Below are 14,429 nucleotides of genomic sequence, written 5' to 3'. Positions count from 1 at the left end.
TCTCATGCAACTGATCTGGCTGCGTAGCGACCTGCGCGTTCACGATAATACTGCCCTGACCGCTGCCATGGAGCGCGGTCCGACGCTGGCGGTTTACCTGCTCAGCCCGGCGCAGTGGCGCAGCCACGACGACGCTGACTGCAAGGTGGATTTCTGGCTGCGCAATCTGGTCGAGCTGGAAAAGGCGCTGGGCGCGCTGAACGTACCGCTGTTGATTCGCGAAGCCGATACCTGGGATCAGGCACCTGAAGTGCTGTCGACACTGTGCACGCAGTTCAAGGTCGAAGGCCTGCACCTCAATCAGGAATACGGCATCAACGAAACACGCCGTGATCAGGCGGTGCAAAAGGCGATGGAAAAAGCCGGTGTGCAGGTCACCAGCTACCTTGATCAGCTGTTGTTCAAGCCGGGCAGCATACTGACCAAGACCGGCAATTATTTTCAGGTGTTCACCCAGTTCAAGAAAGTCTGCTACAACCGGATGCACCAGGCCATGCCGCAGCCGGTGCGCACACCCAAGGCGCAGCAATCACTGTCGATCAAAAGCGATTCGATCCCTGATCAGGTCAAGGGCTTTGCCACGCCCTCGAAAGCATTACGTGACCTTTGGCCGGCAGGCGAGGCCGAAGCCAGACGGCGCATGGCGACCTTCGCCGACGCGCAAATCAGTTATTACAAGAGCGAACGCGACTTTCCCGCCAAACCCGGCACCAGCCAGCTGTCAGCGTACCTGACGGCAGGGGTGATTTCGCCGCGCCAGTGCCTGCATGCGGCGCTGGGCAGCAACCAGGGGGAATTCGAAACCGGCGACGTTGGCACTGTGACCTGGATCAACGAGCTATTATGGCGAGAGTTTTATAAACACACGCTGGTCGGCTACCCTCGTGTATCACGTCATCGTGCCTTCCGCCCGGAAACCGAGGCGTTGAAGTGGCGCGATGCCCCCGAAGAACTGCTGGCGTGGCAAGAGGCGCGTACCGGACTGCCGATTATTGACGCAGCAATGCGCCAGTTGCTGGAAACCGGATGGATGCACAATCGGCTAAGGATGGTCGTTGCGATGTTCCTGACTAAGAACCTGTTGATCGACTGGCGCGAGGGTGAGCGCTTTTTCATGCGCCACCTGATCGATGGCGACCTGGCGTCGAACAATGGTGGCTGGCAGTGGAGCTCGTCCACCGGCACCGACTCGGCGCCCTACTTCCGCATATTCAATCCGTTGTCGCAGTCGGAACGCTTCGATCCGGAAGGTGTGTTCATCAAGCACTGGCTGCCAGAGCTGGCCGATCTGAACAAAAAGCAGATTCATGACCCCGCGTCCATCGGCGGCCTGTTTGGCGCTGCCGACTACCCGAAACCCATCGTCGACCTGAGCAAAAGCCGCGCCCGCGCCCTGGCAGCGTTCAAAGCGCTCCCGGCTCGACAGCCGGCCGCAGGAGTCGAACATGGCTGATTTCCTGCATCGCTTCGCCGAAGGTTTTGCCGCGCTGAACAAGGACAACCTTGATCAGGTCGCCGAGCTTTATAGCGACGACGTGTCGTTCAGCGACCCGATGCACGATATCCACGGCCTTGCCGCCATGCGCCGCTATTTCGGCGAGCTGTACGCCAACGTCCAGGACCTGCGCTTCGACTTTCACGCCTTCGACGAGGTTCGCCCCGGCGAGGGCTATCTGGTCTGGACCATGAGTTATTCGCATCCGCGTCTAGCCGCCGGCCGGACAATTCAGGTAGAAGGCTGTTCGCACCTGAAGTGGCACGACAAGGTTTATCGACACCGGGATTATTTCGATGCCGGTGCATTGCTCTACGAACATCTGCCCATCATGGGTCGAGTCATCCATTGGCTGAAGAAGAGGTTGGGATGAGCACTCCTGTTGCACGACGCATCTGGTTGACCGGGGCAAGCAGCGGCATTGGTCTGGCGCTGGCCAAAGAACTGCTCAACGCCGGACATCGGCTGGCGTTGACCGCCCGTACGCTTGAACCGCTGCAGAACCTGGCGACTGTTTACCCGACCCAGGTGCTGCTGGTGACAGGCGACATCACCGAGCCTGCGCAGGTCAAGGCCATGGCCGACCTGATCGCGCAGCAATGGGGCGCGCTGGACACCGCCATCTTCAACGCGGGTACCTGTGAATACATCGACGTGCGGCAGTTCGAAGCGGCAATGGTCGAGCGCGTGGTGCGCACCAACCTGCTGGCCAGCAGTTATTGCATCGAGCAAGCACTGCCGCTGCTACGCAAGGGGCATCAGCCGCATCTGGTCGGCGTGGCCAGTGCGGTGACCTACCTGGCGCTACCTCGCGCAGAAGCCTATGGCGCCTCGAAAGCTGGCCTGCGTTATCTGTTCGAAGCGCTGCGTCTGGACCTGGCCAGCGAGAACATCGACGTGACCGTGGTCAGCCCAGGATTCGTCGACACGCCCCTGACGCAGAAAAATGATTTCCCCATGCCGATGCGCTGGCCTGTCGAGAAGGCCGCCAAACATATCGCCAGCAAACTGGGGCGCAACAAACGCCCACTGGATATCGCGTTCCCGGCGCTGTTCATTTTCAGCATGCGCGCGCTGGCAATGCTCCCGGCACGCGCCAGACTGGCCCTCGGCAAACGTATGGCGCGGACCGAGTCGTCGAATAAGGATGCGCAATGAAAATCGCCGTCATTGGTAGCGGGATCGCTGGCCTGACCAGTGCCTACCTGCTCAAACGCGCGCATGAGGTGACAGTGTTTGAGTCCTCCGACTGGGTCGGCGGGCACACTCATACGGTGGACGTGCAGGTCGAAGGCCGGGCTTACGCCATTGACACCGGTTTCATTGTCTTCAACGACTGGACCTACCCCAATTTCATTCGCCTGCTGAGTCAGCTGGGTGTTGGCTTCAAGCCCGCCGAAATGAGCTTTTCGGTGCATGATCCGCGCACTGGCGTGGAATATAACGGCAACAACCTTAACAGTCTGTTCGCCCAACGCAGCAACCTGCTGTCGCCCAGGTTCTGGGGCATGCTGCGCGATATCCTGCGTTTCAATCGTCAATCGGTCGATGACCTGGAAAACCAGCGTATTTCGGCCGACACCACGTTGGGCGAGTACCTGAAGAGCGGCGGCTACGGGCAGCGCTTCATCGATCATTACATCGTGCCCATGGGCGCAGCCATCTGGTCGATGTCGCTGGCCGACATGCTCGGCTTTCCCCTGCAGTTCTTCGTGCGCTTTTTCAAGAACCACGGCCTGCTCTCGGTCACCCATCGGCCGCAATGGTGCGTGATCGAAGGTGGCTCCAGAAGTTATGTCGAACCGTTGACGGCGTCGTTCCGCGAGCGGATTCGTCTGTCATGCCCGGTCACACGGGTCGAGCGCGACAGTGACGGTGTGACGCTGCACAGCGCCATGGGCAGCGAACGCTTCGACAAAGTCGTGTTTGCCTGCCACAGCGATCAGGCCCTGGCCCTGCTGGCTGAGCCGTCAAGTGCCGAGCAGTCGGTGCTCGGCGCGCTGCGCTATGCCGAAAACGACGTGGTGCTGCACACCGATACACGACTGCTGCCCGAGCGCAAACTGGCATGGGCCAGCTGGAACTACCGGCTGGGCGGCAGCGAACAGCAATCGGCAGCCGTCACTTATGACATGAACATCCTGCAAGGGATCGACAGCGACACAACCTTCTGCGTCAGCCTCAACCAGACCGCAGGCATCGACCCGGCCAAAATCCTCGGCCGCTACCGTTACGCGCACCCGCAATACAGCCTTGATGCAATCGCCGCGCAGGCGCGCTGGGAAGAAATCAATGGCGTCGACCACACCTGGTACTGCGGCGCGTACTGGGCCAACGGCTTTCACGAAGACGGCGTTGTGAGCGGCTTGCGTGTCGCCCAGGCGTTTGGTGAAACGCTTTGAACAGTGCGCTCTACAGTGGCTGGATCAGCCACCGGCGGTTTGCGCCGCGTGCCCATGAGTTCACCTATCGGATAGGCCTGCTCTATCTGGATCTGGATGAACAGGACAGCGTGCTGGGGCTTTCGCCGCTGGCTGGCAGCAAGCGTTTCGCGCCCTTCTCGTTCCGCGAACGTGACTACCTGCCAGCACTGACCGGGCAAGGCATGAGCCTGATAGAGGCGGTCCGCGAGCAGGTTGGCAAAGCGCTGGGCCGCATACCATCAGGTCGCGTCTGCCTGCTGACCCAGGCACGCAGCTGGGGCTTGTCGTTCAATCCGGTAAGCTTTTTCTACTGCCATGAGGCAGACGGCACACTGGCAGGCATTCTCTGTGAAGTCACCAACACACCGTGGGGCGAACGCTACAGCTATGTGCTGCCCGCGACAGGTGAAGGGCATCAGTATTTCGCAGTGGCCAAGGCCTTTCACGTTTCACCGTTTTTGCCGCGCGACCTTGAATACCGCATGAGCTTCAGCCAGCCCGCCGAGCGGATTGGTGTGCACATGGCTGACTGGCAAGGCGAGCTGAAAATGTTCGACGCCACGCTCAACCTGACCCGTCAGAACCTCAGCCGCCAGACGCTGCATCGTTATTTGATCACTTACCCGTGGATGACCGCCAAAACCTGTTTGGCGATTTATTGGCAAGCGATGCGTCTGCTGGTCAAGCGCATCCCCATTTTTTCTCATCAGGCCGCCGACGGCGAGTACCGTGCTGCCGCCGCTCAAACCAAGGACTCACGCCATGAAAAGCAGTAGCAGTAGTTTTTCTGCCAATCTGGGCACCAATGGTCTGACGGCCAATATTCTGCGCCGAGGTGTGCTGCGACAACTCGCAGGCCTGCGCAATGGCCAGTTGGTGGTTATCGATTCGGGAGAGCGCCATGTGTTCGGCAAGACCGGCGCGTTGATTCAGGCGGAAATTCATATTCTCGATTCCGCAGCCTGGGGCATGGTTGCCAGCAACGGCTCCATCGGCGCTGGCGAGGCGTTTATTCACGGCTACTGGACCACCCCGGACCTGACGGCGGTAGTCCGGGTGTTTGTCAGCAATCTGGATGTGCTGGATGCAATGGAAGGCGGCGTGGCTCGCCTGACCCGCCCGTTCATTCACGCCCTGCACTGGCTCAATCGCAATACGCGCGAAGGCTCGCAGAAAAACATCGCCGCTCATTACGACCTGGGCAACACGCTGTTCGAGCAATTTCTCGACCCGACGATGATGTATTCCGCCGCACAGTTCCTCAGCGAAGATGACACGCTGGAACAGGCGCAGTTGAATAAACTGGAACGCATCTGTCAGAAGCTGGCCCTGAAACCTGAAGATCACCTGCTGGAAATCGGCACAGGCTGGGGCAGCATGGCTATCTATGCTGCGCAGCATTATGGCTGCCGGGTGACCACCACGACCCTGTCCAGAGAACAGTTCGCCTACACCGAGCAACGCCTGATCAAACTGGGCCTGCAGGAACGCGTCACGCTGCTGCTGACCGACTACCGGGACCTGACCGGTGAATATGACAAGCTGGTGTCCATCGAGATGATCGAAGCGGTCGGCCATCGTTTTCTGCCGACGTACTTCAAGCAATGCGCGAACCTGCTCAAAAGCAACGGCATGATGCTGCTGCAGGCGATCACCATCCGCGAGCAGCGTTATGCTCAGGCCAAACGCAATGTGGACTTCATCCAGCGTTACATCTTCCCCGGTGGTGCCCTGCCCTCGGTGGCGAAAATGCTGGACATTGTCGGCAGCGATACCGACATGAACCTGTTGCACATGGAAGATTTCGGCCTGCACTACGCGCGCACGCTGCGCCTGTGGCACGACAACTTCAAACACGCCCACGGCAAACTGGCAGAACTGGGTTACGACGAACACTTCCTGCGTCTGTGGGAGTTCTACCTGTGCTACTGCGAAGGCGGCTTTCTGGAGCGGACCATCGGTACGGCGCAGTTGCTCCTGGCCAAGCCCGATGCCCTGCGCGAACCCTTGCTTGGGCGCTTCAATGCTTAAATCAATCGCCAACGCGCTGCTCTTTCAGATCGGCTGGTTCGCCTGCGTATTGGGCGGTAACAGTTACTGGCTGCTGATTGCAGTCGGCGTGCTGGCGGTGCATTTTCTGTGGATCAGCTCATGGGCAGCCGAAGGCCGGCTGATTCTGACCGTGACCTTGATCGGTATCGTGCTGGACAGTGCCTTGATGACACTCGGCGTTTTTGATTTCGGCACGGGCGGCTATCTCTTGCCGCTGTGGCTGGCGCTGTTGTGGGCGGTGCTGGGCACCACGCTCAATCATTGTCTGGCGTGGACCGCAAAGCCGCTACGGCGCGCCGCCGTGCTGGGCGCTATTGGCGGCCCGATGTCGTACTATGCCGGCTCACAACTGGCTCAGGTCCACCTTCCCCTCGGAGTGTGGCCTGGCATGCTGGTGCTGGGGCTGGTCTGGGCGGGTGTATTTCCCCTGCTGCAATGGCTGGCAGCACGCGCAGCCAGACAATCGGGAGAAACGCTCTGAACGCTACACTCATTCCGCTCGCAGACATTCAAAGCGAAACGGAAGTCACCTGCTCGACCTGCGCAGCCTGCTGTTGCCAACTGGAGGTGATGCTCATCACCGACACGGGCGTGCCTGAGCGCTACATTGATACCGACGAGTGGGGTGGCGAGGTCATGTTGCGTCTGGACGACGGCTGGTGTGCGGCACTGGATCGCAACACCATGATGTGCACGATCTACGAGAAACGCCCGCTGATCTGCCGTGAGTTCGAAGCCGGAGCAGAAGACTGCCTGAACGAACGCAAAGGGATTGCGACGGCTTATCTGTAATAAATGCTGCTGACTTGACGCTCATCATCGTTCCCACGCTCCGCGTGGTAATGCAGTTCGTGACGCTCCGCGTCACCCAGCAGTTCTGCGACTTCAGGTGGATTGAGGTTCGACTCAGGTCACCTTTTCGCCCCTCGGCGAGTTACTTTGATGGGGCCAAAGTAACCAAAGCCCCTCGCTCCTGTTTCCGGCCCGACTTCGTCGGGTTCCTTCGCCCTGTCACTGATCCGGGGGCCGCCGCAACGGGCCATCCTTGGCCCAGAGTGTGTAAAAACCCGTCAGAATGTGGTCGGCGCGAATCGCCTATTGTCGGTTGTCGGGCATTTAGCGCCAAAGAGCTTCTGGTTGAGCTACGGAAACCCTGATTAGCTTTGAGAAGGCGTACCTGGCTTGATAAATAGCCGCAAAAACGACCTTTTCAGGGCGCTAAGGCTCTCATCAAGTCAGGCATGCCGATGATTTTCATCACCCGCTTCAGGTTATAAGCCAGCACGTTCAAACTCATTTCGGTGCTCACTCCGCCAAGCCGGCGCGTCAGAAAGTGCGTTGCACCCATCCACTGCTTGAGAGTCCCGAAGGGGTGCTCCACGGTCTGCTTGCGCAGGGTCATTACCTGCGGCGCGCTGGCCAGGCGGACGTGCATTTCTTCTAGCACTGTCTCATGTTCCCAGCGCCGAACCTTTCTCTCTCGGGCCGGTGTGCATTGCGCCTTTATCGAGCAGACTTGGCAGTTGGAGCGCCAGTAAACGTCCAGCTTCTTGCCCTTGTCGACATAAGAGTTGCGCCAGATCAGCACTTGATTGGCGGGACAGACGTACTCATCGTTGTTCGCATCGTAAACAAACTCTTCATTGCCGAAGCGGCCATCAAATTTGGCCCGCGAGCTCAGCGTTTTCGGCACATAAGCTGTGATCCCTGCCTCATGACAGGCCAGGATTTCTCCGCTTTTGTAATACCCACGGTCTGCCGCCACCGACAACGATTCGACTTGCATCGCCTCACGGGCCTGCAGGGCCATCGAGCTAAGTTGATCACGGTCGTGACCGACATTGGTCACCTCGTGCGCGACGATCAAATGATGCTTGGTATCCACTGCGGTCTGTACGTTGTAACCCACGATACCTTTTCCGCCACTGCTCATCATTGAGCGCGCGTCCGGATCGGTCAGCGAAATTTGTTTGTCCGGAGATTCTTCAAGCTGTACCTCGATGGCCTGCAACGCCTTCATTTGCTCCTTCAATTTGGCGATTTTCTCCTCCAGGCCGCCCTTGGGGTCTGAAGCTTTGGGCTCTTCCCGATCAGCCGCATCCAGCCCCTTTAGATAACGGGCAATGCTTGATTCAATCTCTTCCATCCGACGCTTCAGTTTGGCGCTGGTGAAATTGCGGTCGCGGTGGTTCACCGCCTTGAATTTACTGCCATCGATGGCGACGAAATGTTCCGAGAAAAGCCCCAATTGTTGACACAGCACGACAAACTGCCGACAGACGCCTCGAATGCCCTTACCGTTGTCCTTTCGGAAGTTGGCGATGGTCTTGAAATCCGGCATCAGGCGACCGGTCAGCCACATCAGCTCGACGTTGCGCTGCGCCTCGCGCTCAAGGCGTCGGCTTGACTGGACCCGGTTGAGATAGCCGTAGATGTAGATCTTCAGCATGACTGCAGGATGGTAAGCCGGTCGGCCCGTTTCAGCGGGGACAGCGCTTTCAAAACCCAAGGCGATAAGGTCGAGTTCATCCACAAAGACATCGACCACGCGCACCGGATTGGTGTCGCTGACGTAATCGTCGAGACTCTCGGGAAGCAAGGTACTTTGACCTCGGTGTTCGCCTTGGATGAAGCGTTTCATGGGCAACCCTTGCAATGAAATCCTGAGAAATCATAGCAAAGGTTTACCTTGAGTTTTTACACACTCTGGGCCCGGTGCGGCTTGCTCGGCGTCCTGCCTCGCATCCCCCGGATCAGCGTCAGAACTCAGCCGTCACTAACGTCGCACTCTGCGTTGTCAGTGCCATCGCGATAAAAAAGCATTTTATGCGCAATGGCTTTGGGCAGGGCATTACGTTGTGCTGCAGCGAAGCGTTGGCACGAATGCCAGTCAAATCAGAACGGCATCTTGTAGTGCAGTGCGTAGCTTTCTATACCGTCGTTCGGCTCTTTGATGCCGGCGTTGGAATAGTGAGTCGCGCGGATGCCGACTTCATGCCCGCCCGCGAAGCGCAGGCCGAAACCGATGCGGTCTTCGAAGTTGAAGGCAGAACCGAACTTGCGATCTTCAACCTGGGTGTTCGAGAACACCGAGACGCCGATACCGGCTTCTACGTAAGGCTTGACGTTGCCGTTGCCGAATTCGTAGACCAGAACAGGGGAGAACGACAGGCTGTGGTTATCCTTGTAGTCCTTGCCATCCCAATAGGTGTAAGCGCCATCCCAGTAGCCGGTCAAACGGCCGATGTCGCTTTGCAGCCAGGTTTTATCCCAATCGAACTGCACGCCCAGACGATAAGTCATGGTCGACTCGCCGGTCTGACCGACCGAAAACTCAACACCATCAGCCTGCGCGATTGAAGCTTGCCCTGCCAAAGCGGCCGCAATCACGGCCAGGCAAAAGAGTCTCTTCATGAGAAACGTCCTAAATATATTAAATTGTACGAAAAGTGTTGGAATTCATCAGCCGCTTTTATAGAAGCCGTGGAGGCGACGTTAGTTCACCCCAAAAGCGCCTTTTTTCACGTTTTTTTTACAAACGGAAGCTTCTCACATTGCCAGGACTTTGCGACAAAAAAGGTAGGATTTTTCTGAAATTGTCCGGAATGTCACTAGACCAATACACAGTATCTCGCGCGTCGCCAGTGGCAAGAAGGTTGGAACGCGACAAAAGACGCTGTAACTGACGCGCTACCGCAGCCCCGGTGTCGATCAGGGTGACCGATTCGGGAAGCATCTCCCGCAACAAAGGTTTGAGAAACGGGTAGTGAGTACAGCCCAGAATGATCGTGTCACAGCGCGCTGCCAGCAGCGGCTCGACATAATGCAGCAGCAATTGACGGATTTGCGGACTGAGCAGATCACCGGTTTCGATCAGTTCGACCAGCCCTGGGCACGGCTGGGTTACAACCCGAACATCGTTGGCAAATCGGTCCAGCAACGCCGCAAAGCGGGCGCTTTGTAGCGTTCCGGTAGTCGCCAGCACACCGACAACACCGCTGCGGGTCGCCTCGGCAGCAGGTTTGACAGCAGGCTCCATACCCACAATTGGCCAGTCCGGGTAGCGTTGACGAAGGTGCGCCACGCCCGCCGCCGTCGCGGTGTTGCAGGCGACGACCAGTGCCTTGGCACCCTGCTCGCGGAAGAATCCCGCAATTGTCAGGCACCGTTCGGTAATGAATTCAGGGGTCTTTTCGCCATAAGGAATATGCCCGCAGTCCGCCAGATACAGCAGTGACTCGCTGGGCAGCAACTGGCGGATTTCATTGAGCACTGAAAGGCCACCGACTCCGGAATCGAAGATTGCGACAGGCGCATCGCTGGCATGGCTCATCTGCATGTCAGGCATGTTCGCCCTGCCCGCTTGCTGCACTGCAAACGCTGCACGCCGGGTCGCGCTTGACTTTCAGTTCACGGAAACGGGTACTCAAGGCATCAATCAATAGCAGTCGCCCGACCATTGGCTCGCCAAAACCGGCCAGCAGCTTCAAGGCTTCGAGTGCTTGCAGGCTGCCAACCAGGCCAACCAGCGGCCCGATGACACCGGCCTCGCTGCAGGTCAGTTCGGCTTCGCTGCCGTGACCGTACAGGCAGTGGTAACACGGGCTGTCCGCACGACGCGGATCGAACACCGACAACTGCCCTTCAAGCCGAATGGCAGCACCGCTGACCAACGGCTTGCCGGCAGCGACACAGGTGGCATTGACCGCTTCGCGGGTGGCGAAATTATCCGAGCAATCCAGCACCAGATCGACAGCCTGCACCGCCGCCTCCAGTGAGTCGGTATCCAGCGCTGAGCGATGAGCGACGAGAGTGATCTCGGGATTGATCGCCTTGAGCCGGGCCAGAGCCGAATCTACCTTGGCCTGTCCGATGCTCTGGGTATCATGAATGATCTGGCGTTGCAGGTTGGTCAGGTCGACGTGATCAAAATCCGCCAGATGCAGTTCACCGACCCCTGCGGCGGCCAGATAAAGGGCCACCGGCGAACCAAGCCCGCCGACGCCGACGATCAGCGCGCGACTTTGCTTGAGGCGCAGCTGGCCGTCGATATCAACATGTTGCAGCAGAATCTGGCGACTGTAGCGCAGCAGCTCCTGATCACTCAGCACGGCTTGCATCCGAACGTGATGCGCTCGTGCTCACCCAGATCACGACGCGTCTGGATGCGCTCGAAACCATGACGGATCAACAGTTCGCGCACCGCCGGGCCTTGATCGTAACCGTGCTCCAGCAGCAGCCAGCCATCGGCGCTGAGGTGCACCGGCGCGTCGGCAATGATCGTGCGCAAATCGTCCAGCCCGTCGGAACCGGCAGTCAACGCACTGCTCGGCTCGAAACGCACGTCACCGGCCGACAGATGCGGATCAGCGTCGGCGATGTACGGCGGGTTACTGATGATCAGATCAAACTGACGCCCTTCCAGCGCACTGAACCAGTGGCTGTTGAGCACCTGGGCGTTATCCAGTTGCAGACGTTGCCGGTTGCGTTCGGCCAGCGCGACCGCCTCGGGCACACGGTCCACCGCTGTCACTTTCCATTGCTGCCGGTCGTTGGCCAGCGCCAGCGCAATCGCTCCGGTGCCAGTGCCTAAATCCAGGACCTGAGCCGGGGCAAAGGCAGGCACCAGTTCCAGCGCAGCCTCGACCAGCATTTCGGTCTCTGGACGCGGAATCAGGGTATGCGGCGCTACTTCCAGATCGAGCTTCCAGAAACCTTGCTGACCGAGAATGTAAGCCACCGGCTCGCCCGTGCGTCGACGCTGCAGGTAACCTGCAAAGGCCAGTGCAGCCTCGGTGCTGACGATGCGCTCAGGCCAGGTATGCAGAAAGCTGCGCGGTTTGCCCAGCGCTGCCGCCAGCAGCAGCTCTATGTCGAGCCGCGCGGTCGGTGAATCGGGAAGCTCGGCGCTTCTTAACAAACTTGCGATGATGGTCATTTACTCACCCAGTGCCGCAAGTTGATCAGCCTGATATTCAGCGAGTAGCGGCTCTATCACTGCATCGACCCCGCCCGCCAGAACTTCATCCAGCGAATACAGAGTCAGGTTCACGCGGTGATCCGTCACTCGCCCTTGAGGGAAATTATACGTACGAATGCGCTCGGAACGATCACCCGACCCCACGAGCAGCTTGCGCTCGCTGGCGATGGCGTTGGCCGCCGCGCTGGTCTGCTGATCATTCAGTTTGGCAGACAGCCAGGACATCGCCCGGGCTCTGTTCTTGTGCTGCGAACGCTCTTCCTGGCACTCGACGACAATACCCGATGGCAAGTGGGTAATGCGGATCGCCGAATCGGTTTTGTTGACGTGCTGACCGCCGGCCCCTGAGGAGCGATAGGTGTCGACACGCAGGTCGGCCGGGTTGATCTCGATCGCCTGTTGCTCGTCAGGCTCCGGCAACACCGCAACCGTACAGGCTGAAGTATGAATACGGCCCTGGGATTCGGTCTCGGGCACGCGCTGCACACGGTGCGCGCCGGACTCGAATTTCAGCTTGCCATAGACACTGTCACCTTCGACGCGCGCAATGACTTCCTTGTAGCCGCCATGCTCGCCTTCGTTTTCGGACAGAATCTCGACTCGCCAGCCACGCCGCTCGGCGTAACGCGAGTACATGCGAAACAGGTCGCCGGAGAAGATCGCCGCTTCATCACCGCCGGTGCCCGCCCGGATTTCCAGAAACACGTTACGACCGTCGTTCGGGTCCTTGGGCAACAGCATGCGCTGCAATTGCGCTTCCAGCTCGACCAGTTGCTGTTTTGTTTCGCGAACTTCCTCGACGGCCATTTCACGCATGTCCGGATCGCTGTCCTTGAGCAGCGCCTGTGCGCCCTCCAGGTCACCCTGCACCCTGAGCAACTGCGCGTAGAGCGCAACGACCGGCTCCACTTCAGCGTATTCACGGGAATAGGCGCGAAAGCGTGTCTGATCGCTGATGACTTCGGCATCGCCGAGCAGCGCGGTCAGTTCCTCGAAACGGTCGCTGAGAACATCCAGCTTATTGAGCAGTGAAGCTTTCATTGCGGGGTTTTATCCGTCGAGCCCTCACCGAGGGCAAAAAGTTCCTGGGCCATGGCCAGCGCATCGACGCGACCTTCGGCAGACAGCTTCTTGAGCTGCACGCTGGGTGCGTGCAGCAATTTGTTGGTCAGGCCGCGTGCCAGCTGGATCAATACGTCCTCGGCATTACTGCCGTTGGCCAGCATACGTTGCGCCTTGCTCAGTTCTTCGTCACGCAGCCGTTCGCTTTGCTGACGATAGGCGCGCAACACATCAACCGCCGCCAGTTCGCGCAGCCGCGACATGAAGTCTTCGGCACCCACGCTGACCAGTTGTTCGGCAGCCAGTGCGGCCCCCTGGCGACTCTTGAGATTTTCTGCCACCACTTCGTGCAGATCATCAACGCTGTAGAGGTAAACGTCGTCCAGTTCGCCGACTTCAGGCTCGATATCCCGCGGTACGGCAATATCGACCATGAAAATGGGTTTGTGTTTGCGCAGTTTCAGCGCACTTTCCACGGCCCCCTTGCCCAGGATCGGCAACTGGCTGGCGGTGGAACTGATCACGATATCGCTGTTGACCAGCTCGGCCGGGATATCCGACAGCAACACCGCATGGGCACCGAACTCGGCAGCCAGCATGCTGGCGCGCTCCAGCGTACGGTTGGCAACCACGATACGCTTGACGCCCAGATCATGCAGATGCCGGGCGACCAGAGTAATGGTCTCGCCCGCACCGATCAACAAGGCCTGACTGCGTTGCAGGTCGCTGAAAATCTGTTTGGCCAGACTGACCGCAGCGAAGGCTACGGACACCGGGTTTTCACCAATTGCAGTGTCTGTACGCACCTGTTTGGCGGCGCTGAACGTGGCCTGAAACAGGCGACCCAGTAACGGCCCGACCGTTCCGGCCTCGCGCGCAACGGCATACGCAGACTTCATCTGGCCGAGAATCTGCGGCTCGCCGAGCACCAGGGAGTCGAGCCCCGAGGCGACACGCATCATGTGCCGCACGGCAGCATCGTCCTCATGGACGTAAGCGCTGGCGCGCAGTTCTTCCAGGCTGAGGTGATGGTAATTGGCGAGCCAGGCAAGAATGCTGTCCGCACCGAGATGCTCGTGCTCGATGTACAACTCGCTGCGATTACAGGTTGAAAGAATCGCAGCCTCGCGACTTTCGGTCAGGTGGCAAAGCTGCTGCAACGCCTCCACCAACTGTTCCGGGGTAAATGCCACGCGCTCGCGAACGTCGACCGAGGCGGTCTTATGATTGATACCGAGTGCAAGGAAGGCCATTCAGGGTCGCAGGTGGTGACGTGAAGCCGGTAATTGTCCTACTTCAATAAGCTCAGAACAACCACCACATATTATTGTCCCACTACAATCGATCGTCGCAGCCTGCGTTTTCAGGCTGGCGACACTGCAAACACAAGCATTGCATCAGTTTTTCCGACGGCTGT

15 protein-coding genes are annotated in these 14,429 nt (G+C 58.9%); 8 read left to right on the top strand and 7 right to left on the bottom strand.

The window, feature by feature from the left end:
* The first annotated feature begins 4 nt into the window (after nucleotides 1–4).
* From phrB to KP808_RS04675, 8 genes are read left to right on the top strand one after another with little or no spacing between them, the layout of a single operon-like run.
* Nucleotides 5–1,453, top strand: coding sequence for a deoxyribodipyrimidine photo-lyase (gene phrB / locus KP808_RS04710; protein ID WP_230017539.1), 1,449 nt, complete (start codon nucleotides 5–7; stop codon nucleotides 1,451–1,453).
* A complete protein-coding gene (locus tag KP808_RS04705) occupies nucleotides 1,446–1,868 on the top strand; it encodes a nuclear transport factor 2 family protein (RefSeq protein ID WP_058402378.1) in 423 nt (140 codons plus the stop codon). The genes phrB and KP808_RS04705 overlap by 8 nt, the downstream gene beginning before the upstream one ends.
* On the top strand, nucleotides 1,865–2,653 hold the full coding sequence (locus KP808_RS04700) for an SDR family NAD(P)-dependent oxidoreductase (RefSeq protein WP_044294119.1): 789 nt from the start codon (nucleotides 1,865–1,867) through the stop codon (nucleotides 2,651–2,653). The genes KP808_RS04705 and KP808_RS04700 overlap by 4 nt, the downstream gene beginning before the upstream one ends.
* Nucleotides 2,650–3,897, top strand: a complete 1,248-nt coding sequence (locus KP808_RS04695) for an NAD(P)/FAD-dependent oxidoreductase (protein ID WP_230017538.1) — start codon at nucleotides 2,650–2,652, stop codon at nucleotides 3,895–3,897. Before KP808_RS04700 ends, KP808_RS04695 begins: the two co-directional genes overlap by 4 nt.
* Complete coding sequence (locus tag KP808_RS04690) at nucleotides 3,894–4,694, top strand: DUF1365 domain-containing protein (protein WP_058402375.1); 801 nt, start codon at nucleotides 3,894–3,896, stop codon at nucleotides 4,692–4,694. The genes KP808_RS04695 and KP808_RS04690 overlap by 4 nt, the downstream gene beginning before the upstream one ends.
* Nucleotides 4,681–5,949, top strand: a complete 1,269-nt coding sequence (locus KP808_RS04685; protein ID WP_122259508.1) for an SAM-dependent methyltransferase — start codon at nucleotides 4,681–4,683, stop codon at nucleotides 5,947–5,949. The genes KP808_RS04690 and KP808_RS04685 overlap by 14 nt, the downstream gene beginning before the upstream one ends.
* Nucleotides 5,942–6,451 (top strand): DUF2878 domain-containing protein, encoded by a 510-nt coding sequence (locus KP808_RS04680; protein ID WP_230017537.1) that lies wholly within the window; start codon nucleotides 5,942–5,944, stop codon nucleotides 6,449–6,451. The genes KP808_RS04685 and KP808_RS04680 overlap by 8 nt, the downstream gene beginning before the upstream one ends.
* Nucleotides 6,406–6,762 carry a YkgJ family cysteine cluster protein gene (locus tag KP808_RS04675; protein ID WP_058402372.1) on the top strand — a complete coding sequence of 119 codons (357 nt, stop codon included), beginning with the start codon at nucleotides 6,406–6,408 and terminating at the stop codon, nucleotides 6,760–6,762. The genes KP808_RS04680 and KP808_RS04675 overlap by 46 nt, the downstream gene beginning before the upstream one ends.
* A 418-nt stretch (nucleotides 6,763–7,180) precedes the next feature.
* Here the strand turns inward: KP808_RS04675 and KP808_RS04670 are convergent, their stop codons facing one another.
* From KP808_RS04670 to hemA, 7 genes are all read right to left on the bottom strand, one after another.
* On the bottom strand, nucleotides 7,181–8,611 hold the full coding sequence (locus tag KP808_RS04670; RefSeq protein ID WP_230017536.1) for an IS1182 family transposase: 1,431 nt from the start codon (nucleotides 8,609–8,611) through the stop codon (nucleotides 7,181–7,183).
* A gap of 254 nt (nucleotides 8,612–8,865) precedes the next feature.
* Nucleotides 8,866–9,384, bottom strand: coding sequence for an acyloxyacyl hydrolase (locus tag KP808_RS04665; protein WP_002552154.1), 519 nt, complete (start codon nucleotides 9,382–9,384; stop codon nucleotides 8,866–8,868).
* 118 nt (nucleotides 9,385–9,502) lie between these two features.
* Nucleotides 9,503–10,318, bottom strand: coding sequence for a glutamate racemase (murI, locus tag KP808_RS04660; protein ID WP_230017535.1), 816 nt, complete (start codon nucleotides 10,316–10,318; stop codon nucleotides 9,503–9,505).
* The gene (locus tag KP808_RS04655) at nucleotides 10,311–11,081 is read right to left on the bottom strand and encodes a molybdopterin-synthase adenylyltransferase MoeB (RefSeq protein WP_162181469.1); all 771 of its coding nucleotides are present in this window, start codon (nucleotides 11,079–11,081) and stop codon (nucleotides 10,311–10,313) included. The genes murI and KP808_RS04655 overlap by 8 nt, the downstream gene beginning before the upstream one ends.
* Nucleotides 11,075–11,908, bottom strand: a complete 834-nt coding sequence (gene prmC, locus KP808_RS04650; protein ID WP_230017534.1) for a peptide chain release factor N(5)-glutamine methyltransferase — start codon at nucleotides 11,906–11,908, stop codon at nucleotides 11,075–11,077. The genes KP808_RS04655 and prmC overlap by 7 nt, the downstream gene beginning before the upstream one ends.
* The gene (prfA, locus tag KP808_RS04645; protein WP_003404940.1) at nucleotides 11,909–12,991 is read right to left on the bottom strand and encodes a peptide chain release factor 1; all 1,083 of its coding nucleotides are present in this window, start codon (nucleotides 12,989–12,991) and stop codon (nucleotides 11,909–11,911) included.
* A complete protein-coding gene (gene hemA / locus KP808_RS04640) occupies nucleotides 12,988–14,265 on the bottom strand; it encodes a glutamyl-tRNA reductase (RefSeq protein ID WP_002552149.1) in 1,278 nt (425 codons plus the stop codon). Before hemA ends, prfA begins: the two co-directional genes overlap by 4 nt.
* Between the last annotated feature and the right edge of the window lie 164 nt (nucleotides 14,266–14,429).

Source organism: Pseudomonas savastanoi (assembly GCF_020917325.1).
Lineage (GTDB): Bacteria > Pseudomonadota > Gammaproteobacteria > Pseudomonadales > Pseudomonadaceae > Aquipseudomonas > Aquipseudomonas amygdali.
This window is presented reverse-complemented; position numbering and strand designations above follow the sequence as displayed.

What these genes read in the sequence shown, in the direction of transcription:
- KP808_RS04675 (WP_058402372.1), top strand. Translation starts at nt 6,406, where the DNA reads ATGGCTGGCAGCACGCGCAGCCAGACAATCGGGAGAAACGCTCTGAAC.
- phrB (WP_230017539.1), top strand. Translation starts at nt 5, where the DNA reads ATGCAACTGATCTGGCTGCGTAGCGACCTGCGCGTTCACGATAATACT.
- KP808_RS04700 (WP_044294119.1), top strand. Translation starts at nt 1,865, where the DNA reads ATGAGCACTCCTGTTGCACGACGCATCTGGTTGACCGGGGCAAGCAGC.
- KP808_RS04705 (WP_058402378.1), top strand. Translation starts at nt 1,446, where the DNA reads ATGGCTGATTTCCTGCATCGCTTCGCCGAAGGTTTTGCCGCGCTGAAC.
- KP808_RS04680 (WP_230017537.1), top strand. Translation starts at nt 5,942, where the DNA reads ATGCTTAAATCAATCGCCAACGCGCTGCTCTTTCAGATCGGCTGGTTC.
- prfA (WP_003404940.1), bottom strand. Translation starts at nt 12,991, where the DNA reads ATGAAAGCTTCACTGCTCAATAAGCTGGATGTTCTCAGCGACCGTTTC.
- prmC (WP_230017534.1), bottom strand. Translation starts at nt 11,908, where the DNA reads ATGACCATCATCGCAAGTTTGTTAAGAAGCGCCGAGCTTCCCGATTCA.
- KP808_RS04665 (WP_002552154.1), bottom strand. Translation starts at nt 9,384, where the DNA reads ATGAAGAGACTCTTTTGCCTGGCCGTGATTGCGGCCGCTTTGGCAGGG.
- KP808_RS04695 (WP_230017538.1), top strand. Translation starts at nt 2,650, where the DNA reads ATGAAAATCGCCGTCATTGGTAGCGGGATCGCTGGCCTGACCAGTGCC.
- KP808_RS04670 (WP_230017536.1), bottom strand. Translation starts at nt 8,611, where the DNA reads ATGAAACGCTTCATCCAAGGCGAACACCGAGGTCAAAGTACCTTGCTT.
- KP808_RS04685 (WP_122259508.1), top strand. Translation starts at nt 4,681, where the DNA reads ATGAAAAGCAGTAGCAGTAGTTTTTCTGCCAATCTGGGCACCAATGGT.
- hemA (WP_002552149.1), bottom strand. Translation starts at nt 14,265, where the DNA reads ATGGCCTTCCTTGCACTCGGTATCAATCATAAGACCGCCTCGGTCGAC.
- murI (WP_230017535.1), bottom strand. Translation starts at nt 10,318, where the DNA reads ATGCCTGACATGCAGATGAGCCATGCCAGCGATGCGCCTGTCGCAATC.